This is a genomic window from Mycobacterium sp. UM_11, from assembly GCF_001414075.1.
In the GTDB taxonomy this organism is placed as follows: Bacteria; Actinomycetota; Actinomycetes; order Mycobacteriales; family Mycobacteriaceae; genus Mycobacterium.
Genome location: NZ_LATC01000039.1, coordinates 20,875 through 41,781 on the forward strand (window position 1 = coordinate 20,875; position 20,907 = coordinate 41,781).

Genomic DNA, 20,907 nt, shown 5'->3' on the forward strand with positions numbered 1-20,907 from the left:
CGATCAGACCGGCAGCCGCCGGTTGATCAGCAGCGCCAGCGCCGTCGCGATCAGGGCGGTGAGCACGCCCAGGCGCAACCACCCGGCACTGCCGGGACCCGGCACGGTGCGGTAGCCGATGTCCTTCTCGATGGCGTTGTAGCTCTTGGACAGCTCGTCGACGGTGCCGGCGGTGTAGGACTGCCCGCCGGACAGCTTGGCGATCATCTTCATCTGGTCCGTCGAGACCGGCACCGCGACCCGCTGCCCGTCCATCTCGATCTCGCCGGTCTTGGTGCCGAATGAGATCGTCGAGATGGGCACCCCCTCGTCGCGGGCCAGCCGCGCCGCGGTGTAGGCCCCGTCGTGCGGGTCGCTGGGGTTGGACGGCTTGTTCTCCTTGCCGTCGGACAGCAGCACGATGCGGGCCGGCGGCGGCGTGTCGCCACCGGTGATGGCGGTGGCGCTGACCGCGTGCAGGGCGGTGAAGATGGCCTGCCCGGTCGCCGTGCTGTCGGCGAAGTCGAGCTTCTTGAGCGCGTCGATCGTCGCCTGGTGCTGTGGCGTCGGCGGCACCAGCAGGTACGGCGTGCCCGCGAAGCCGACCAGCCCCAGGTTGATGCCCGGCGTCAGCTGGGTGGCGAACTGGGTGGCCGCCTCCTCGGCGGCCTTGAGCCGGTTGGGCGGCACGTCGGTCGCCCGCATGGACTGCGACATGTCGATGACCAGCACGATGACGGCCCGGTTGCGCGGGATGCGCATGTCGTGGGTGGGGGTCGCGAGCGCGATGGTCAGCAGGACCAGGCTGAGCAGCGACACCGCGATCGGGATGTGACGCGCCAGCGACTGCGGCACGCTCGTCTCGGTGAACCGGCGCAGCCGGCGCCGGCGGCGAGCCTGGACCAGGATGTAGACCCCGAGCAGAGCCAGCGGGAGCAAACCGAACAACAGCATGCCCGGGCGCTGAAAGCCGTAGAGCGGTAAGGGGCCTACCCCGGGAAGCGACACCCGCCAGTAAAGATGAGACTCAGGGACCCGTCAAACGGGGGACTATTCGCGCCGCAGCCGCCCGTCGACGAATTGCTCCAGGTTCTCCCACTCCCGCACCGCGGGGGCGTACGGCGCCGAGGGCTTGCCGACCGAGCCGGGCTCGAGCACGTAGGCCACCAGCTTGCCCAGCGGGCGCCCGGTCTCGAGGGCCTTGTCGACCGTGGCCTCCTCGGAGTAGTCGCCGATGTCGCGGAGCAGCTCGACGGCCAGGTCCAGCTGGTCGCGGTCCACCGCGTCGGGGCCGTCGGCGATGTCGTCGGCCAGCCCGCTGAGCACGTAGATGTTGTCCTCGGTGACCTTGACCTCCAGCGAGCCGTCGGTGGCGGCGGTGCGGATGTCGTCGTAGGTGCTCAGGTCGGACAGGTCGTGGTCGTGCTCGTCGGCGAGGTAGCGCGCCAGCGCCCGCTCGGAGCTGAACACGCTGATGCGCCCGTTGCGGCCCAGGAAGATCGGGCGGTCGTCCAGGTAGCACCGCAGCGTGTAGAACGTGCCAGAACTCGTCATGATCCGAATCGGGTCGATGCCCACCTGCAGCCAGAAATCCTCGTCGCTGCCCAGGATCACCGTGTCGCCGGCCGCGCGGGTCTCTTTTTCGGCCTCCTCGGCCTCCTCGGGCTCGTCGGGCTCGTCGGCCGCCTCGTCCGCCTCGCCGTCGGCCTCGGGTTCGGCCTCGGCGTCTTCGGTCTCCTCTTCCTCGGGCTCCTCGGCGAGCTCCTCGGCGGCCTTGGCCGACAGCTTGGCGTCCACCTCGGGGGTGGTCACGATGTCCTCGATCGCGGCGAGGACATCGTCCCAGCTGCGCCCGATGACCTCGCCGATCGCGTTCCAGCGCTTGAGGCCGGCCTTCCCGGTGAAGTGGTCGATCCCGCCCGAGACGGTGCCCAGCGTGGGGTTGCCGTTGAAGAACTTCGACACCGCCGCGAGCTCGCAGACCGACCCGATGGACGAGACCAGCGCCAGCGTGCGGGCCAGCCCGGTCACCGACTCCTCGGTCGGCTTCTCCGACACCAGCTCCTCGACCGCGACCAGATCGAACTGCTTGTCCTCGGCCGGTGCGAACTTGTGCGCGTGCGCGGAGGTCAGGTCCTTCCACGCCGGGTGGTCGACCAGGTCGTTGTCGGTATCGGAGCGCACGAACGCGACCAGGTCGGCGGCGGAGGCGAACACGTACAGGTCCTCGTCCTTGCCCAGGAACGCCTCCCACTCGTCGCCGGCGTCGCGCCAGCGGGGCGCCCACACGGTGTAGCGGTCGCCGTCGGAGAGGCTCAGGCGGATCGGCACGAGGTCAGCAGCCATGCGGCACACAATAGCGACGGCCGTGCAGGGTGCCGGGCGCTGGGCGTCGGAGCTAGCCCGGTGGCGGCGAGCGCCGGGACGGCGCGAGCAAGGAGCCGGGCAATCGGAGCTAGCCCGGTGGCGGCGAGCGCCGGGACGGCGCGAGCAAGGAGCCGGGCAATCGGAATCAGCCCCAGATGTCGGTGATGGGCGGCACGCTCGCCGCGTACCCGGTCTTGGGCAGCCCGTACATCTCCTCGATCGTGGCGAGCACGCTGTAGTGGTTGATCTGTTCGCTGTAATTGCCGGGCCGGACGTGGGCGCCGTAGAACACGGTCGGGATCTGGTTGCGGCTGCCGCCGTCGTCCTCGTCGAAGGTCAGGATCAGCAGGCTGTTGTTGGCGGCCGCCCAGTTGGCGTAGCCCGACAGCTGGCGGTTGAGCCAGGCGTCGGCCTGCGCGATCGAGCCGTCGTGCATGTTGTTGTCGTTGTTGGGAATGACGAACGAGACCGTGGGCAGGCTGGCGTAGTTGCCCATCGGGAAGGCGGAGAACGGCAGGGAGTTCGCCGGCGGCACGTTGGTGAAGTTGGCCCACGGCACGTGCTTGCGCGCGTACTTGCCGGCGCTGCACACCGGCGAGCCGACCGCGGGCAGGCCCTCGGCGAAGCCGACGAACGTGTGGCCCGCGGCCAGCAATTCCGAACCCAGGTTGGGGGCGGCGCCGCCGTTGACGGGGCAGGCATCGGTGGTCACCCCGAAGGTGTTGCCCGCGAACAGCGCGAGGTAATTCGGTTCGCTGGGGTGGGTTTCGGCGAACGACTGGACCATGTTGGCGCCGCCCGCGGCGAGCGCGGTGATGAACGGCGCCGACTTGTTGCCGATGATGTTGGCCTCGGAGCGGTTCTCCTCCACCACGATCACGATGTGCGCGAGCTGCGGAATGGCGGCCGCGAGGGCCACCCGGGGGGCCGCCGGGACGATCACCAGCGCCGTCAACACGGCCGCACCGGCCAGGTTTCTGATTGTGCGCAGCACGCGGGGAGTATATGGGCGGATTCGCCCGCAAGGGGCGGCGGCGCGAGCGTGTCGGCGTTGCGCGCCGCAATCGTTATATAGGCTCAAATCCCGTGGACACGCGCGTCATTGATCACCCGCTGGCCCTGTCGCGGCTGACGGTGTTGCGCGACGAACGCACCGACAACGCCCACTTCCGGGCCGGCCTGCGGGACCTGACCGCGATGCTGGTTTACGAGGCCACCCGCGACGCCGCCCGCGAGACCTTCGGAATTCGTACGCCGCTGGCCGAGACGGTCGGGGTGCGGCTGGCCAGCCCGCCGCTGTTGGTGCCGGTGCTGCGCGCGGGATTGGGCATGCTCGAGCGCGCCCTCGAGCTGCTTCCGGAGGCGCGGGTGGGCTTCGTTGGCGTGGCCCGCGACGAGCAAACCCATTGCGCGACGGGATATCTCGCGTCGTTGCCCGACGACCTGTCCGGTGTTCCAGTGATCGTCCTCGATCCGATGCTGGCCACCGGTGGCTCGCTGAAGCACACCGTCGGGCTGCTGCTGGAGCGCGGGGCGACCGACATCACGGTTTTGTGCGCGGTTGCCGCGCCGGAAGGCATTGCGGCGCTTGAGCGAACCGCCCCCGCGGCGCGCCTTTTCACCGTGGCCGTCGACGGCGGGCTCAACGAAAACGCCTACATCGTCCCGGGTCTCGGCGACGCCGGCGACCGCCAATACGGGCCGCGTTAGCCCATAACCTGCTGCACCAGCGCCTCGCGCAACGCGGCGGCCCGTTGCCGGGCCGCGGGCAGCCCGGCCGTCACCGCGCGGCGAACCTCGATGTAGAACTTCAGCTTTGGCTCGGTCCCGGACGGCCGCACCACCAGCCGCACGGACGTGTCGTCGTCACCGCCGGTGAAGATCAGCGCGTCGGTGATGTCGGTGAGGGTGGCGGTGAAACCGGCCAGCGTTTCCGGCGGCGTCGACCGCAGCCGCCGCATCAACTCGGCGGCCTCGGCGACGTCGGCGACCCGCCGCGACACCGCCGCGACGTCGTGCACGCTGTGGCGCTCGGCGAGTTCGTCGAGCGCGTCGGAAACCGAACGGCCCCGGTCTTTCAGGGCGGCCACCAGGTCGCACACCAGCACCGCGGCGCTGATGCCGTCCTTGTCCCGCACGGCGTCCGGGTCGACGCAGTGCCCGATCGCCTCCTCGTAGGCGTACACCAGGGTGCCGCCGGGCACCCCCGCGTCGGCGCGCGCCAGCCACTTGAAACCGGTGAGCGTTTCGACGTGGGTGGCTCCATGGTCGCGCGCGATCGCCGCCAGCATGCGCGACGACACCACGGTGCTGGCCACCACCGCCGTCGGTGGATCGGCGACCCGCGACAGGATGTAATCGCCGAGCAGCCAACCGGTTTCGTCTCCGGACAGCATCCGCCATCCCGGCCCCGCCGGGATGCCGACCGCGCACCGGTCGGCGTCGGGATCCAGCGCGATCGCGACGTCGGCCGTGACGTCGGCGGCCAGGGCGAGCAGCGCGTCGGCGGCGCCGGGCTCCTCGGGGTTGGGGAAAGCGACGGTGGGGAAGTCGGGGTCGGGCGCGAACTGGGCGCCGACCGTGTGCACCTGCCCGAAGCCGGCGCGTTGCAACGCTTCCACCGCCACCACGCCGCCCACCCCGTGCAGCGGGGTCAGGGCCACCCGCACCGTGCCCGCGCCGCGCCGCACGGCGGCGGCACGCGCGATGTAGCGCTCGACCAGGTCGGTGGCCGCGGGTTGCACCGGCGCCCGGCCGATTTCGTCGGCCGGGGGAGCGGCGGCCATCGCGGCCTCGATCTCGCGGTCAGTGGGCGGGACGATCTGGATGCCGCCGTCGGTGTACACCTTGTAGCCGTTGTCCGCCGGCGGGTTGTGCGACGCGGTGATCTGTATCCCGGCGACGGCCCCGGTGCGCCGCACCGCGAACGCGACCACCGGGGTCGGCACCGGCCCCGGGAACAGCAGCACCGAAAAACCCTGGGCTGCAAGCACTTCTGCGGCCACGGTGGCGAAAACCGCGGAGCCGTGCCGGGAGTCGCGGCCGACGATCACCGTGCCGCCCGCCAGCCCGCGGCCGGCCAGCACCTGCGCCACCGCCCAGGTGGCGCGCGACACCACCGCCACGTTCATGGCGTCGGGCCCGCCGCGCACCGGGCCGCGCAGGCCCGCCGTGCCGAAGGTGAGCGGGTGGGCGAATCGCGCCGCCAGCTCGTCGGGATCGCACGCGGCGAGCTCGGCGGCCGTCACCGGATCGGGATCGTGGGCGATCCATTCGTCGGGCGTCATGGCGTCATCGCGTCATCGCCTCAGAACCGGGCGATGACGTCGGCCAGCAGCGCGCCCATCCGACTGGCCGACGCGGCGCCCGCGGCGAGCACCTCGGCGTGGCTCAGCGGCTCGCCGCTGATGCCGGCGGCCAGGTTGGTGACCAGCGACACCCCGAGCACCTCGGCGCCGGCCGCCCGGGCCGCGATGGTCTCGTGCACCGTGGACATGCCGACCAGGTCGGCGCCCAGCGTCCGCAGCATGCGCACCTCGGCGGGCGTCTCGTAATGCGGTCCCGGCAGGCCCGCGTAGACGCCCTCGGCCAGCCCTGGATCGCCCTGGCGGGCCAGCTCCCGCAGCCGCGGCGCGTAGGCGTCGGTCAGGTCCACGAACTGCGGGCCGACCAACGGGGACCGCGCGGTCAGGTTGAGGTGGTCGCTGATCAGCACCGGCTGGCCGACCGCCATGTCGCCGCGCAGCCCGCCGGCCGCGTTGGTGAGCACGACGATGCGCGCCCCGGCCGCGCAGGCCGCCCGCACCGGGTGCACCACGTGACCGAGGTCGTGGCCCTCGTAGGCGTGCACGCGACCGACGAGCACCAGCACCCGGCGATCGCCGATGCGCGTCGACATCAGCTCGCCGGTGTGCCCGATGGCGGTGGGCGGCGCGAACCCGGGGACGTCGGCCTGGGGCAGCACGGCGCCGGGGGAGCCGAGCGCGGTCGCCGCCGGGCGCCATCCCGAGCCCAGCACGACGGCGACGTCATGCTCATCCACGCCGGTGCGCTCGGCGATGACCTGCGCCGCCCGCCGCGCCAGTTCACCGGGGTCGGATGCGACGTCGCTCACAGTCGGCGAGCCTAGTCCGGGGTTAGCGCCGCGATGGCGTGCCCAGCGATATGTGAAAATCTGCCGCATGAATCTTCGTAGGTGGTCGGTCGCCGGCCTGGCGGTCGCCGTTGCGGTGTCGCTGTTTTCGATCACGGGCCCGGTGGCGCCGGCGCGGGCCGAATGCCCCGACGTGCAACTCATCTTCGCCCGCGGCACGGCCGAGCCGCCCGGCCTCGGCGCCGCCGGAGACGCGCTGCTGGCCGCGCTGCACTCGGCCCTCGGCTCGCGCAGCGTCGACTCGTACCCGGTGAACTACCCGGCCAGCTACAACTTCCTGCAAACCGCCGACGGCGCCAATGACGCCCGCGACCACATCGCCCAAATGGTCGAGCAATGCCCGGGAACGAAACTCGTGCTCGGCGGCTTTTCGCAGGGCGCCGCCGCGGTCTCGATGCTGGCCGGGGTGCCGCCGCTGGGCGAGCGCATCGGCAACTTCGGCTCCGCTCCCGCGCTGGACCCCGGCCTGGCCGGCAAGGTCGCGGCCGTCGCGGTGTTCGGCAACCCCGGCAACCGCTTCAACACGCCCCTGTCCACGGCGGGCCAGTTCGCCGGCCGCGCCATCGACATCTGCAGCCCCGGTGACCCGGTGTGCGTCGTCGGGGGTCGCGACCGGGATGCCCACCACGATTACGGTGTGCCGCCCTACCCCGGACAGGCGGCGGGATTCATCGCCGGACTGGTATAGCCCAGGCCCAAAGGTCGCGGTGGGATACTGCCAGAATGCCCACCACCGCATTGGACGCCGTCGAGGATGTCGTGCGGCGACGAGGCTCCGAACTAGTTGAGCTGTCCCACGCCATTCATGCCGAGCCCGAGCTGGCGTTCGCCGAGCATCGCAGCTGCGCGAAGGCCCAGGCGTTGGTCGCCGAACGCGGCTTCGAGATCACCGCGGCCGCCGGCGGCCTGGACACCGCCTTCCGCGCCGACTTCGGCAGCGGCCCGCTGACCATAGGGGTGTGCGCCGAGTACGACGCGCTGCCCGAGATCGGGCACGCCTGCGGCCACAACATCATCGCGGCGTCGGCCGTGGGCACCGCGCTGGCGCTGGCCGAGGTGGCCGATGACCTGGGGCTGCGGGTCGCGCTCATCGGCACCCCCGCCGAGGAGGCGGGCGGCGGCAAGGCACTGCTGCTGAGCGCCGGGGTGTTCGACGACGTCGCGGCGGCGGTGATGCTGCATCCCGGGCCCGCCGACATCGCCGCCGCCCGCTCGCTGGCGCTGTCGGAGGCGACGGTGAACTACCGCGGCAAGGAATCCCACGCCGCCGTCGCGCCGCATCTGGGCGTCAACGCCGCCGACGCCGTCACCGTCGCGCAGGTGGCGGTCGGGTTGTTGCGTCAGCAACTGGCCCCGGGCCAGATGGTGCACGGGATCGTCACCGACGGCGGGCAGGCCGTCAACGTCATTCCCGGGCATGCCACGCTGCAATATGCGATGCGGGCGGTCGAATCGGATTCGCTGCGACAGCTGGAGGGCAGGATGTACGCGTGCTTTTCGGCGGGCGCGCTGGCCACCGGCTGCGAATACGAAATCGACAGTCCCGCACCGGCATACGACGAACTCAAGCCCGACGAATGGCTGGCCGACGTCTTCCGCGAGGAGATGCGCCGGCTCGGGCGCGAGCCGGTGGCCCGCGAGTTCGAGGCGGCGCTGCCGATGGGCAGCACCGACATGGGCAACGTGACCCAGGTGCTGCCGGGCATTCACCCGGTGGTCGGGGTCGACGCCGGCGGCGCCATGGTTCACCAGCGCGCGTTCGCCACCGCGGCCGCCGGTCCCAGCGCCGACCGCGCCGTCGTCGAGGGCGCGATCATGCTGGCCCGCACGGTGGTTCAGCTGGCCCAGACGCCGGCCGAGCGCGACCGGGTGCTGGCCGCGCACGAACGGCGGGCGAGCGCATGAGCCTCGCCGCCGCCGCCACCACCTGGCTGGCCGCCCACCACGACGACCTCGTCGAATGGCGCCGGCACATCCACCGCTACCCCGAGCTGGGCCGGCAGGAGTACGCCACCACCCAGTTCGTGGCCGAGCGGTTGGCCGACGCCGGGCTCAACCCGAAGGTGCTGCCCGGCGGCACCGGGCTGGTCTGCGATCTCGGCCCCGACCACGGGCCGAGGATCGCGCTGCGGGCCGACATGGACGCGCTGCCGATGGCCGAGCGGACCGGCGCCCCCTACACCTCCACGATGCCCAACGTCGCGCACGCCTGCGGCCACGACGCCCACACCGCCATCCTGCTCGGCACCGCGCTGACCCTGGCGTCGGTGCCCGAACTGCCGGTCGGGGTGCGGCTGATCTTCCAGGCAGCCGAGGAGCTGATGCCCGGCGGCGCCATCGACGCGATCGCCGCCGGGGCGATCACCGGGGTGTCGCGGATCTTCGCCCTGCACTGCGACCCTCGGCTCGAGGTCGGCCAGATCGCCGTGCGGCACGGCCCCATCACGTCGGCGGCCGACCAGATCGAGATCACGCTGCATTCGCCGGGCGGGCACACCTCGCGCCCGCACCTGACCGCCGACCTGGTCTACGGGCTGGGCACGCTGATCACCGGGCTGCCCGGCGTGCTGTCCCGGCGCATCGACCCGCGCAACGGGACGGTGCTGGTGTGGGGGGCGGTCAACGCGGGAGTGGCCGCCAACGCCATTCCGCAGACCGGGGTGCTGGGCGGCACGGTCCGCACCGCGAGCCGGCAGACCTGGGTGGGCCTCGAGGAGATCATCCGCGACACGGTGTCGGCGCTGCTCGCGCCGCTGGGCATCGAGCACACGCTGCAGTACCGGCGCGGCGTGCCGCCGGTGGTCAACGAGGACGTCTCGACGCGCATCCTCACCCACGCGATCGAGGCCATCGGCCCGGACGCGCTGGCCGACACCCGCCAGTCCGGCGGCGGCGAGGATTTCTCCTGGTATCTCGAGGAGATTCCCGGCGCGATGGCCCGGCTGGGCGTCTGGTCGGGCCGGGGGCCGCAGCTGGATCTGCACCAGCCGACGTTCGACCTGGACGAGCGGGCGCTGGCGATCGGCCTGCGCGTGATGGTCAACATCGTCGAGCAGTCGGCGGCGTTCCCGTCGCCCTAGCTGCCTGGGCAGTACACCTAGCCCGTCGCACGCGCGACGTGCTCGACGATCCGGGCGTAGCTTCGCCGCGTGACGTCGGCCGCCCCGCTCATGATGTTGTAGCCGTGGTCGACCCCGGCCACCTCGTAGTACTCCGCCAGCGACCCGACGGCGTCGAGCCGCTCCGCGTATCGGCGGGCCTCGTCGCGCAGCCGGTCGTGTTCGGCCGTCACGACCAGCGCGGGCGCGATGCCGGCGATCCCGTCGGCGTTGGAGCCCCACGCCGGTGAGGCCAGCCGGTCGCGGCGCAGCGCCGGGTCGGGCACGTAGGCGGTGTCGAAGACCTCGCCCATCCACGGTTTCATGATCGCCCGGTGGCCGATCGCGGACGGCTTGTCGCGGGTGGGCGTCACGAGGTCAAGCGGCGCATAGTGCAACACTTGCAGGGCGATTCGCGGGCCGTCGTTCTCCAGCGCCAGCCGCGCCGCCGCCGCGCTGAGGTTGCCGCCCGCGCTCTGGCCGCCCACGCACAGCCGCGTGCCGTCCCAGTCCCGGTCCGGGGCGGCCGCCCAGCGCACGATGTCGTAGACCTGAAGCGGTGCCGCGGGGAAGCGGTGCCGCGGCGCCAACACGTAGTCCGGGTTGACCACCACCGCGCCCGCGTGGGCCGCCAGGTAGCGGCACCACGGGTCGTCTTGTTGTGGATGCCCGATCACGAAGCCGCCGCCGTGCACGTTGACGTACACCGGGGGGCTCGTCGTGTCGGCCGTCGGGTGGTAGACGGTCGCCGGCACCGGGCCGTGCCGGGTGGGGATGGTGACTTGCGAGGTCTCGCCGGGAATCTCGGGGAAGCGCACGGCGGCCTTGGGGGCCGGGTTGACGACGGCGGCGAACGCGCGCGCCAGCGCGTCGGCGACCACCGGCGTGGACAGGATCGACACGGGCCCTACGAGCCGGTGCCCGGGCCGATGTTGTGGGCCGGCCTGGTCCGTAGGTTGTGAACGTAATCGGCTGGCGCTCCGGCGATTTCGGCCGCATCGGCCATCACACCAAGATATCGCGCCGACGGCAGGCCGCCCTCCCAGGCGTCGAGCACATACAGCCACGCCAGCACGGGGTCCGTGCTGGTGTCCGACGCGATGCGTTCCACCCGGCAGCGGATCTTCTTGTGCACGCCGAATTCCGAGCCCTCCCACCGGTCGAGGTTGTTCTCGTCGGCCGGGGTCATGTCGTAGAGGACGACGAACACCTTGGACGTCGGATCCTCGACGATGGTGGCCAGCGCGCCTTCCCACCCGATGTCCTCGCCGCCGAACGTCAGCCGCCAGCCGTGCAACCAGCCGGTTCCGGCCATCGGCGAATGGGGTGCCCGCTTGAGCATCTGCTCAGGATCCATGTTCGACCCGTAGGCGGCGTAGATCGGCACGGGGAAATCTTAGACGTCACGCGCACGGGCGGTCTTCTCACGAGGGTCGCCGCGCTGCACCGCCCCCGGTCGCCCCGCTAGGTTGGGGCTGTGGTGACCCGCATCGTGATCCTCGGTGGCGGCCCGGCCGGTTACGAAGCCGCGCTGGTGGCCGCCACCTCCCACCCCGACACCACCCACGTCACCGTGATCGACTCCGACGGCATCGGCGGCGCTGCCGTGCTGGACGACTGCGTGCCGTCCAAGACGTTCATCGCCTCGACCTGGCTGCGCACCGAGTTGCGCCGCGCGCCGCGGCTCGGTTTCGACATCGACATCGACGACGCCAAGATCTCGCTGCCGCGGATTCACGCCCGGGTCAAGCAACTCGCCACCGAGCAATCGGCCGACATCACCGAACAGCTGCTCGGCATGGGCGTGCACGTGGTCGCCGGGCGCGGCGAGCTGATCGACCCCACGCCCGGGCTGGCGTGCCACCGCCTCAAGGCCACCGCCCCGGACGGCACCACCAGCGAGTACGAGGCCGACGTGGTGCTGATCGCGACCGGCGCGAGCCCGCGGATCCTGCCGTCGGCCCAGCCCGACGGCGAGCGCATCCTGACCTGGCGGCAGCTCTACAACCTCGAGGCCCTGCCCGAACACCTCATCGTGGTGGGGTCGGGCGTCACCGGCGCCGAGTTCGTGCACGCCTACACCGAGCTGGGCGTGCCGGTGACGGTGGTCGCCAGCCGGGACCGGGTGCTGCCCTACGAGGACGCCGACGCCGCCGCGGTCCTGGAGGAGGCGTTCTCCGAGCGCGGCGTCCAGCTGGTCAAGAACGCCCGCGCCCAATCGGTCACCCGCGCGGGAGACGGTGTGCTGGTCACCCTGGCCGACGGGCGCACCGTCGAGGGCAGCCATGCCCTGATGACCATCGGCTCGGTGCCCAACACCGGCGGCCTCGGCCTGGACCGGGTGGGCATCGAGCTGGGCCGCGGCGGCTACCTGACCGTGGACCGGGTGTCGCGGACCTCGGTGGCCGGCATCTACGCGGCCGGCGACTGCACCGGGTTGCTGCCGCTGGCCTCGGTGGCCGCCATGCAGGGCCGGATCGCGATGTATCACGCGCTGGGCGAGGGCGTCAGCCCGATCCGGTTGCGCACGGTGGCGGCGACGGTGTTCACCCGGCCCGAGATCGCGGCCGTCGGCGTGCCGCAAACCATGATCGACGACGGCTCGGTGTCGGCCCGCACGATCACGCTGCCGCTGCGCACCAACGCCCGGGCCAAGATGTCCGGCCTGCGACAGGGTTTCGTGAAGGTGTTCTGCCGCAAGTCCACCGGCGTGGTGATCGGCGGTGTGGTGGTGGCGCCGATCGCCTCCGAGCTGATCCTGCCGATCGCCGTGGCCGTCCAGAACCGCATCACCGTCAACGAGCTGGCCCAGACGCTGGCCGTTTACCCGTCGTTGTCCGGATCGATCACCGAGGCCGCTCGTCGCCTGATGGCCCACGACGATCTCGACTAGCCTGGGTTCGACACCGTCCTACTGACGAGTAACCCGGAGGAGTTCGCTGCCGTGACCGATCCGATCCACGCGCCCAGCGAGTTGGGCTCGCCGGCGGCCGTGCTGGGACCGCAGCATCGCGAGGTGGCCTGGGAGCGGCTCGGCACCGAGCAGTTCGACGTCGTCGTGATCGGCGGCGGCGTGGTGGGTTCGGGTTGCGCGCTGGACGCCGCGACCCGCGGGCTCAAGGTGGCGATGGTCGAGGCCCGTGATTTCGCGTCGGGCACGTCCAGCCGCTCGTCGAAGATGTTCCACGGCGGGCTGCGCTACCTCGAACAGCTGGAATTCGGGCTGGTGCGCGAGGCGCTCTACGAGCGGGAGCTGTCGCTGACCACGCTGGCCCCGCACCTGGTCAAGCCGCTGCCGTTCCTGTTCCCGCTGACCCACCGGTGGTGGGAGCGCCCGTACACCGCGGCGGGCATCTTCCTCTACGACAGCCTGGGCGGCGCGAAATCCGTTCCGGCACAGAAGCATTTGACGCGCGCGGGGGCGTTGCGGCTGTGCCCGGGCCTGAAGCGCAGCTCGCTGATCGGCGGCATCCGCTACTACGACACCGTCGTCGACGACGCCCGGCACACGCTGACCGTCGCGCGCACGGCCGCCCACTACGGCGCGGTGGTGCGCTCCTCGACCCAGGTGGTCGCGCTGCTGCGCGAGGGCGACCGGGTGACCGGCGTGCGGGTGCGCGACTCCGAGGACGGCGCCGTCACCGAGGTCCGTGGCCACGTCGTGGTCAACGCGACCGGGGTGTGGACCGACGAGATCCAGGCGTTGTCCAAGCAGCGCGGGCGATTTCAGGTCCGCGCGTCCAAGGGCGTGCACGTGGTGGTGCCGCGCGACCGCATCGTCAGCGACGTCGCCATCATCCTGCGCACCGAGAAGTCGGTGATGTTCGTCATCCCGTGGGGCAGCCACTGGATCATCGGCACCACCGACACCGACTGGAACCTGGACCTGGCCCACCCCGCGGCCACCAAGGCCGACATCGACTACATCCTCACCACCGTCAACGCCGTGCTTGCCATCCCGCTGACCCACGCCGACATCGACGGCGTGTACGCGGGTCTGCGGCCGCTGCTGGCCGGGGAGAGCGAGGAGACCTCCAAGCTGTCGCGGGAGCACGCCGTCGCGGTGCCCGCGCCCGGCCTGGTCGCCATCGCCGGCGGCAAGTACACCACCTATCGGGTGATGGCCGCCGACGCGATCGACGCCGCGGCCGAGTTCATCCCCGCCCGCGTTGCGCCCTCGATCACCGAGAAGGTCAGCCTGCTGGGCGCCGACGGCTACTTCGCGCTGGTCAATCAGGCCGAACACGTTGCGGCGCTGCAGGGTTTGCATCCGTACCGGGTGCGGCACCTGCTGGACCGCTACGGTTCGCTGATCGGCGACGTGCTGGGCCTGGCGGCCGGCAACGCCGACCTGCTCAGCCCGATCAAGGAGGCGCCGGGCTACCTCAAGGTGGAGGCGCTGTACGCCGTCACCGCCGAGGGGGCGCTGCACCTGGAGGACATCCTGGCCCGCCGGATGCGCATCTCGATCGAGTACTCGCACCGCGGCGTCGACTGCGCCCGCGAGGTCGCCGACGTGGTCGCGCCCGTGCTGGGGTGGTCGGCGGCGGACGTCGAGCGCGAGGTGGCGAACTACTCCGCGCGGGTGGAGGCCGAGATCCTGTCGCAGGCCCAGCCCGACGACGTGTCGGCGGACGAGTTGCGGGCGAGCGCCCCGGAGGCGCGCGCCGAGATCCTCGAGCCGGTACCCCTGAATTGAGCCGGCATTGAGGCCCGCGCCACTTCCCGTGCGGGACGGGCTGGGCCCGGCGCGGGTGCGGCTGCGCGGCGGACCGGTGCTGGCCGAGCTGACCGCCCGGTTCGGCGCGGCCGCCCGGTCGAAAGTCCTTGCGGGAGAGGTGGTCGACGCCGGCGGCGCGGTGATCGACGAGGCCACGGTGCTGCCCGCGGGTGCCAGCGTCTATCTCTACCGCGAGCTGCCCGACGAGGTGCCCGTCCCGTTCGACATCCCGGTCCTTCATCGCGATGACGACATCGTGGTCGTCGACAAGCCGCACTTCCTGGCCACCATGCCCCGCGGCCGGCATGTGGCGCAGACGGCGCTGGTGCGGCTGCGCCGGGAACTGGGCCTGCCGCAGCTGAGCCCGGCCCACCGGCTCGACCGGCTGACCGCCGGGGTGCTGCTGTTCACGACCCGCCGCGAGGTGCGCGGTGCCTATCAGACGCTGTTCGCCCGGGGGTTGGTGCGCAAGACGTACCTGGCCCGCGCCGCCGTCGACCCGGCCGTGGCGTTGCCGCGGGTGGTGCGCAGCCGAATCGTCAAGCGGCGCAGGGTGTTACAGGCCGCCACCGAGCCGGGTGTGCCGAACGCGGAGACGCTGGTGGAACTCGTCGCCCCGGACGGCCTGTACCGGCTGACCCCGCGCACCGGGCGCACCCATCAGCTGCGCGTGCACATGGCCGCGCTGGGGGTGCCGATCGACGGTGACCCGTTGTATCCCGACGTCATCGACGTGCCGGCCGACGACTTCCGCACGCCGCTGCGATTGTTGGCGCAGCGCATCGAGTTCGACGATCCGCTGACGGGACAGCGCCGCGAGTTCGTCAGCCGGCGGACGCTGGACTGACCCCTTTTCTCGGAGGCCGCCCGCGCGTTGCTCCGAACTCGAGTGCTACGGCCGCACGCATGAGCGATTGGTTGAACTCGCTCTCGCGGCCGTGAACCGACCGTTGCGCGGCTTACACTTCGGCAATGTTCTCGGAGACGCGCTATGCCCTGAACGGGGACTTGCATGTCGCCTTTCGCACGGCGGGCGCGGGCGCTCGGGACATCGTGTTCGTCCCGAACTGGTTCACAAACTGTGAGGTCGTTTCGGAGCTGCAATCCATGCAGGGGTGGGTCGAAGCGATGACATCGCTCGGTCGGCTGATCTTCTTCGACCAGCCCGGCACCGGGGCGTCTGATCCCGTCGCGCCGGGCGCACTGCCGACCATGGAGCAATGGGCGGACAGCATCACTGCGGTGCTCGACGAACTCGGAAGTGATGAAGCGGTCCTCGTCGCGAGCTGTGGCGCGTTGGGGACGGGAGCGCTGGTGTTCGCGGCAACATATCCGTCCCGCACTACCGCGCTCGTCGCGCTTCAGGGCTACGCGCATCCGCTCAACGAACGACGTGGGCCTCCCACCCCGGAGGAAGCGCTCGCCTGGTCGCTCGCCTTATGGGGCAGCGGAGAACTCCATCACCTCCTCAATCCGGACATGCCATGGAACGAGGAGATCCGGGCGACGTGGGCTCGGTTCGAACGTCTATCGGCAAGCCCACGAACCGCTGCTTACATGCTTCCTCTCGTGGCCGAAATGGACTTGCGGGCAATCCTTCCAACAGTCCACGTACCAACCCTCGTCCTCCAACACACCGACGATGTGATGATCCCGGCTGAGTGGGGTAAGGACGTCGCCGACCACATACCCGGCGCGAAATACGTTGCGCTGCCAGGCCGCAACATGTATCACTTCGTCGATCCATGGCGCGAGTCCTTCCAGCAGATTGCCGAGTTCCTCACGGGGCAACAGCCCGACGTGGCCGACGACCGGGTGCTCGCCACCGTACTTTTCACTGACATCGTGGACTCGACACGCCGGGCCGCCGAAATGGGAGACCGTGACTGGCATGCGTTGCTCGATGCGCACGACGCCGTCGTCCGATCGCAACTTGCGCGCTTTCGGGGTCGCGAGGTGAATACGTCGGGCGACGGTTTCCTCGCGATGTTCGACGGTCCGCAGCGAGCGATCCGCTGCGCCATGGCGATCCGCGAAGCGGTGCAGGCGTTGGGCATCGAGGTGCGCGCGGGGTTGCACACGGGCGAGTGCGAAATTCGGGGCGACGACATCGGCGGTATCGGCGTGCACATCGGCGCGCGGGTGAGCGCGCTGGCCGGGCCGAACGAGGTGCTGGTGTCCAGTACGCTGCGTGACCTTGTGATCGGGTCGGGACTTGAGTTCGAGGAACGCGGCGCGTACGAGCTCAAGGGCGTGCCTGGCGAATGGCGTGTCTTTGCGGTCGCATAGCGTTTTTAACCCGGCGCCGAGGCTCTAGTGCAGTGCTGACCACCTGGATCGACATGGGCTGAATTTCCGACGACGGTCGGCACAGGGTTTTTGGGATCGGTAGCAGCCCGGGCCGCATCCAATACTTCGCGTATTACCCATACGACTGAATCAGTACGGTCCGATACTGATCGTCAGGGTCGTCAAGGAATGGGAGCGAGGGCGTGTCGCACTACCGCACCACAAAGAGGATGCTCGGTTCAATGCTGCTGTCGGGTGGCATCGCCGCGGCCCTGTTGGGCGCGGGCGCCCCCACCGCCCAGGCCGATTCGTATATGGGGCCGTGGACATGTTGCCCCGGACAACAAGACGGACACCCCCAAGGCCCCGGTCCGGGCTGCCCATTCTCGGGCGCGGGGGTCAACTGGGACAGGAACGTCTGCCACACCTGGTGGAGCGTCTACTACGGGCACGGAAACGTCGGGCCCACCACGTGGGACGGCCCCGACGCACCGCCGCCCGACGCGACGCAAAAGCCTTGGTGCGGTTTCCCTTTCATGTGTTCAGGGACACCGTAATCGGCGGCGGGTAGGCCTAGGGAAGGCGAGGCAATGTCGAACAATCACACGGTCAGGAAGGTCATCACCGGGGCGCTGCTGTTCGGCGGCGTGGCGGTAGCCGGTTTGGGGCTGGCGGCGGGCGCCGCCCAGGCGCGGCCCGGTCCCGCCCCGCAAGTCATCGGCCCATTGCCCCTGGACAACTTCACCGTCCCGCACGACTGGTGCCCGGGGCAGCCGTTGCCCATGCCGGATGTCCGGTGGGACATGGGTGTCTGCCACCACTGGTACTGGGTCCCGGTCGGGGGCATGGGCAATGTCGGCCAATTCGTGTGGGAGGGCGACGCCCCCCGCCGGCCGCTGGGCCCGCCGCCCTGCTACGGGGCGCCCATCTGCTTGCCCGGCCTCTAGCGTGAGCCGCCCGCGATGGGGTAGCCCGCGGGGATGGACATCACCGTTACGTTCGTGGGCAACGCCACCACGCTGATCGCCGCGGGCGGCCTGACGCTGCTGACCGACCCCAACTTCCTGCACCGCGGCCAACATGCGTACCTCGGCCACGGGCTGGTGTCCAGGCGCCTGAAGGAACCGGCGCTGCGCATCGACGAGCTCCCGCCGGTGGACGCGATCGTGCTCTCCCACATGCATGGCGACCACTGGGACCGGGTGTCGCAGCGGGGCCTCGACCACGCCCTGCCCGTCGTCACGACCCCGCACGCCGCCACGCGGCTGCACCGCCGCGGCTTCGACAACGCGCGGGGGCTGGACACCTGGGGGCGGCACAGCATCACCAAGGGCGACACCACCGTCACCATGACGTCGCTGCCGGGGCGGCACGGTCCGGGCTGGACGCACCGGCTGCTGCCGCCGGTGATGGGCACCATGCTGGAATTCGCCGGGGCCGACGGGTCGCCGCCGCGCCGGCTCTACATCTCCGGCGACACCCTGCTCGTCGAGGAACTCAAGGAGATCCCGGCCCGGTTCGACCGCATCGACGCCGGCGTCCTGCACCTGGGCGGCACCCGCCTGCCGGCCGGCCCGCGGCTTCCGTTCGGCCTGACGGTAACCATGAACGGTCGTCAGGGCGCGGGGCTGGTCGCCCTGCTCAGGCTGCCGAAGGCCATCCCGGTGCACTTCGACGACTATGGCGTCTTCGCGTCACCGCTGGCCGACTTCACGCGGGAGATGCAGCGCCGGGACCTGGCCGACCGGATCATCGAGGTGCCGCGCGGCGGGTCGGTGACCGTCTGAGGAAAACCGCCGCCACCTGCCCTGAAAGGGCCGACACCGGCAAAAACTTTGGTTACCCTAACGTCACGGGTATATCGTTCGTCACATCCGGTACTCGACGGGGAAGGATTCGGGCGGCACCCTGGGGGGAGCGTAATGTTTCCGGTCTCTTTGCAACTTAGTCAGCGAAATTTTCCGGCCGCGTACTCGGCGTAGACAATGTGAGATGTGATGGACTTATTCGCGCCACCTGAGGTCACCTCGACCCTGATTCACTCCGGTCCCGGAGCAGGGTCGCTGATCGAGGCTGCCGGCGCGTGGCAGAGTCTGGGCGTCGAACTGGAGAACTCGGTCGCGGTGTATGCGTCCGTGCTGTCGTCGCTGATCGAATCGTGGGACGGGCCGTCCTCGATGGCGATGCTGCAGGCCGTGCAGCCCTACCTCATCTGGCTGCGTACCACCGCGGAGCAGGCCCACCAGATGGCCACCTCGGCGGAGTCGGCCGCGGCCGCGTTCACCGCCGTCCGCGCAGCCGTGGTCCTGCCCGCCGTGGTGGCCGCCAACCGGACCCGCCTGGCGCAACTGCTGGCCACCAACCGGTTCGGCCAGAACACGGCCGCGATCGCCGTGACCCAAGACGAATACCAGACCATGTGGGCCAACAACTCGGCGGCCCTGGCCCGGTACCAGGCGGCCTCGTCGCAGGCCACGGGCCAGCTGTCCCAGTTCAACTCGCCGCTCGCCATCGCCGACCCGTCCGCCTCGGCGAAGCAGGCCAACGTGGTGGCCGCCAACGCCGCCCTGGCGCCGGCCGCGAGCACCGGGAACGTCATCGACCAGCTGGGCGTCACGCCGTTCGACCCCAATGCTGGTTGGTTCAGCTACTTCAGCACCTGGGGCAACCAGTTCATCTCGTCCGGGTTCCCCATCAACCTGCTCAGCTACCTGGCGCAGAACACCTCCGCCCAGGCGCTGCAGGGCGTGGGCGGCGACATCGGCCTGGGGCTCTCCGAGGGCGAGGGCGCGCTGGCGTCGTCCATCACCCGGCTGGCCGGGGCCGTCTCCGCCGCGCCCGGCGGCGCGGCCTCCGGCGCGATGGGGGTCGGGGTATCGCTGGGCAAGCTGACCGCGCCGCCGGCGGTGGTGGGGCTGCTGCCGGCGACGCAGACGCCGGTGCAACTCGCGTCCTCGGTGTCGCCCCTGCCGGCCGAACCCGGGCTCACCGGGATGCCGCTGATGCCCATGATGGCGCCGACTTCCAACTCGGCGGGCAGCGGTTGGCGCAAGCGCAAGCAGCAGAAGTTCGACGACCTTGAGTACGGGGCGGAAATCCCGAAGAAGGTGATACACAGACCGCCCAGCGGAGGATGAGGGACGACGATGGTTCCTCACTACTCCGGAAGCAGAATTTCGCCGCCGGATAGTTTATTTGCGGCGCAATTGAACGGCGGCTGCCGTTCACGCGTGCCCTGTCGCGTGGGGCGCGAACATGATTGATTTCGGGCTGCTGCCGCCCGAGATCACCTCGGCGCTGATCCACTCCGGACCCGGCGCCTGGTCGATGATCGAAGCCGCGGGCGTATGGCAGGAACTCGCCGCCGAACTGGAGGGGGCCGCGAGTGGCTACACCTCGGAGCTGGCGTCCCTGGCGGGAACGTGGCAGGGCCCGTCCTCGACGGCCATGGCCCGGGCTTTCGAGCCCTACATCGCCTGGCTGCGGACCACCGCGGCGCAGTGCCAGGAAATCGCCGTGTCCGTCGAAACCGTAACGGCGGCATTTGAATTGACGCACTGGACGGTGGTGCACCCCTCCGTCGTCGCCGCCAACCGGGCGCGGCTGGCAATGTTGTTGGCCACCAACTTCTTCGGGATCAACGCGCCGGCCATCGCCGAGACCGAAGCCGAGTACAACGCCATGTGGGTGAGCAATTCGGCGGCGATGTACCGCTACAGCGCCACCGCGCTCAGCGCCGTCAAGCCCACGCCGTTCACGCCACCGCCGCCGGTCGCCAACCCCTCGGGCACCGCCACCCAGGCCGCGATGGTGTCGGCCGCCGGCAATACCCAAAGCGCGGCAAGCACGTTCGCCACCACATCGGGGTCGATAATCGACACCCTGAACGTCCTTCCCTACGACCCGAACAAGGGCTGGTTCGGTTACTTCAGCACCTGGGGCAACCAGTTCATCGCCGGCGGCTTTCCCGTCAACCTCCTCAGCTACCTCGCGCAATTGAATGCGGCCAAAGCGCTTTCCGGTGTCGGCTCCGACATCGGCCAGGGCCTCGCGGAGGGTTCGGCGGCGCTGTCGTCGGCCAACGCCAGCCTCGCGAACGCGCTCAACGGAGGGGGGTCGATGCTGGCACCTCGAGGGGCGCTGGGTGCCTCCGTGTTGGTGGGAAAGCTGAGCATGCCCCCTGCGACGGTCGGGATGTTGCCCGGCGTCCAATCGCCGGTGCAACTCGCCTCCGCGGTGTCCGCCCTGCCGTCGGGCGGGTCGCAGCTGCCGGGTCTGCCGGCTGTCTCTTATACACATCT

19 protein-coding genes are annotated in these 20,907 nt (G+C 70.6%); 12 read left to right on the plus strand and 7 right to left on the minus strand.

From position 1 onward, the window contains the following. Positions 1-3: 3 nt before the first annotated feature. The 3 genes from WU80_RS12200 to WU80_RS12210 all read right to left on the minus strand — a co-directional run bounded on the left by WU80_RS12200 (position 4) and on the right by WU80_RS12210 (position 3,340). Complete coding sequence (locus tag WU80_RS12200) at positions 4-987, minus strand: VWA domain-containing protein (RefSeq protein ID WP_055402925.1); 984 nt, start codon at positions 985-987, stop codon at positions 4-6. A 42-nt stretch (positions 988-1,029) separates the two neighbouring features. Beyond that, positions 1,030-2,325 carry a hypothetical protein gene (locus WU80_RS12205; protein ID WP_055402923.1) on the minus strand — a complete coding sequence of 432 codons (1,296 nt, stop codon included), beginning with the start codon at positions 2,323-2,325 and terminating at the stop codon, positions 1,030-1,032. A 166-nt stretch (positions 2,326-2,491) separates the two neighbouring features. After that, complete coding sequence (locus tag WU80_RS12210) at positions 2,492-3,340, minus strand: alkaline phosphatase family protein (RefSeq protein ID WP_369808518.1); 849 nt, start codon at positions 3,338-3,340, stop codon at positions 2,492-2,494. 92 nt (positions 3,341-3,432) lie between these two features. On the opposite strand from WU80_RS12210, the gene upp reads away from it, so the two are divergent. After that, positions 3,433-4,056, plus strand: a complete 624-nt coding sequence (gene upp / locus WU80_RS12215) for a uracil phosphoribosyltransferase (protein ID WP_055402921.1) — start codon at positions 3,433-3,435, stop codon at positions 4,054-4,056. Here upp and WU80_RS12220 read toward each other — a convergent pair. Further along, entirely contained in the window at positions 4,053-5,633 is a 1,581-nt protein-coding gene (locus WU80_RS12220; protein ID WP_055402919.1) for a phospho-sugar mutase, read from the minus strand. The genes upp and WU80_RS12220 overlap by 4 nt on opposite strands. Positions 5,634-5,653: 20 nt before the next feature. Beyond that, positions 5,654-6,460 (minus strand): purine-nucleoside phosphorylase, encoded by an 807-nt coding sequence (locus tag WU80_RS12225; RefSeq protein ID WP_055402917.1) that lies wholly within the window; start codon positions 6,458-6,460, stop codon positions 5,654-5,656. A 115-nt stretch (positions 6,461-6,575) separates the two neighbouring features. Here WU80_RS12225 and WU80_RS12230 point away from each other — a divergent pair, with 115 nt between their 5' ends. The 3 genes from WU80_RS12230 to WU80_RS12240 are packed head-to-tail and all read left to right on the plus strand — an operon-like array spanning position 6,576 to position 9,579. Further along, a complete protein-coding gene (locus WU80_RS12230) occupies positions 6,576-7,187 on the plus strand; it encodes a cutinase family protein (RefSeq protein ID WP_369808520.1) in 612 nt (203 codons plus the stop codon). Between the two features lie 35 nt (positions 7,188-7,222). Beyond that, on the plus strand, positions 7,223-8,404 hold the full coding sequence (locus tag WU80_RS12235) for a M20 family metallopeptidase (protein WP_055402913.1): 1,182 nt from the start codon (positions 7,223-7,225) through the stop codon (positions 8,402-8,404). Continuing rightward, positions 8,401-9,579, plus strand: coding sequence for an amidohydrolase (locus WU80_RS12240; protein ID WP_055402911.1), 1,179 nt, complete (start codon positions 8,401-8,403; stop codon positions 9,577-9,579). The genes WU80_RS12235 and WU80_RS12240 overlap by 4 nt, the downstream gene beginning before the upstream one ends. 17 nt (positions 9,580-9,596) lie before the next feature. On the opposite strand, the gene WU80_RS12245 is transcribed toward WU80_RS12240, so the two are convergent. After that, positions 9,597-10,415 carry an alpha/beta hydrolase gene (locus WU80_RS12245; RefSeq protein ID WP_055402964.1) on the minus strand — a complete coding sequence of 273 codons (819 nt, stop codon included), beginning with the start codon at positions 10,413-10,415 and terminating at the stop codon, positions 9,597-9,599. 89 nt (positions 10,416-10,504) lie between these two features. Next, complete coding sequence (locus WU80_RS12250; RefSeq protein ID WP_055402909.1) at positions 10,505-10,984, minus strand: gamma-glutamylcyclotransferase; 480 nt, start codon at positions 10,982-10,984, stop codon at positions 10,505-10,507. 90 nt (positions 10,985-11,074) lie between these two features. Here WU80_RS12250 and WU80_RS12255 point away from each other — a divergent pair, with 90 nt between their 5' ends. From WU80_RS12255 to WU80_RS12290, 8 genes are all read left to right on the plus strand, one after another. Then, on the plus strand, positions 11,075-12,490 hold the full coding sequence (locus tag WU80_RS12255) for an NAD(P)H-quinone dehydrogenase (protein ID WP_055402907.1): 1,416 nt from the start codon (positions 11,075-11,077) through the stop codon (positions 12,488-12,490). 51 nt (positions 12,491-12,541) lie between these two features. Beyond that, positions 12,542-14,296, plus strand: a complete 1,755-nt coding sequence (locus tag WU80_RS12260) for a glycerol-3-phosphate dehydrogenase/oxidase (RefSeq protein ID WP_055402905.1) — start codon at positions 12,542-12,544, stop codon at positions 14,294-14,296. Continuing rightward, on the plus strand, positions 14,292-15,164 hold the full coding sequence (locus WU80_RS12265; protein ID WP_231633816.1) for a pseudouridine synthase: 873 nt from the start codon (positions 14,292-14,294) through the stop codon (positions 15,162-15,164). The genes WU80_RS12260 and WU80_RS12265 overlap by 5 nt, the downstream gene beginning before the upstream one ends. 125 nt (positions 15,165-15,289) lie before the next feature. Beyond that, entirely contained in the window at positions 15,290-16,606 is a 1,317-nt protein-coding gene (locus tag WU80_RS12270; RefSeq protein ID WP_055402901.1) for an adenylate/guanylate cyclase domain-containing protein, read from the plus strand. A 590-nt stretch (positions 16,607-17,196) separates the two neighbouring features. Continuing rightward, entirely contained in the window at positions 17,197-17,553 is a 357-nt protein-coding gene (locus tag WU80_RS12275; protein WP_055402899.1) for a hypothetical protein, read from the plus strand. Between the two features lie 33 nt (positions 17,554-17,586). After that, positions 17,587-18,393: an MBL fold metallo-hydrolase gene (locus WU80_RS12280; protein ID WP_055402897.1), complete on the plus strand. Its 807-nt coding sequence runs from the start codon at positions 17,587-17,589 to the stop codon at positions 18,391-18,393. Between the two features lie 210 nt (positions 18,394-18,603). Further along, complete coding sequence (locus tag WU80_RS12285; RefSeq protein WP_055402895.1) at positions 18,604-19,743, plus strand: PPE family protein; 1,140 nt, start codon at positions 18,604-18,606, stop codon at positions 19,741-19,743. A 121-nt stretch (positions 19,744-19,864) separates the two neighbouring features. Continuing rightward, a partial coding sequence (locus WU80_RS12290; RefSeq protein ID WP_082462574.1) for a PPE family protein occupies positions 19,865-20,907 on the plus strand: 1,043 nt, incomplete at its 3' end.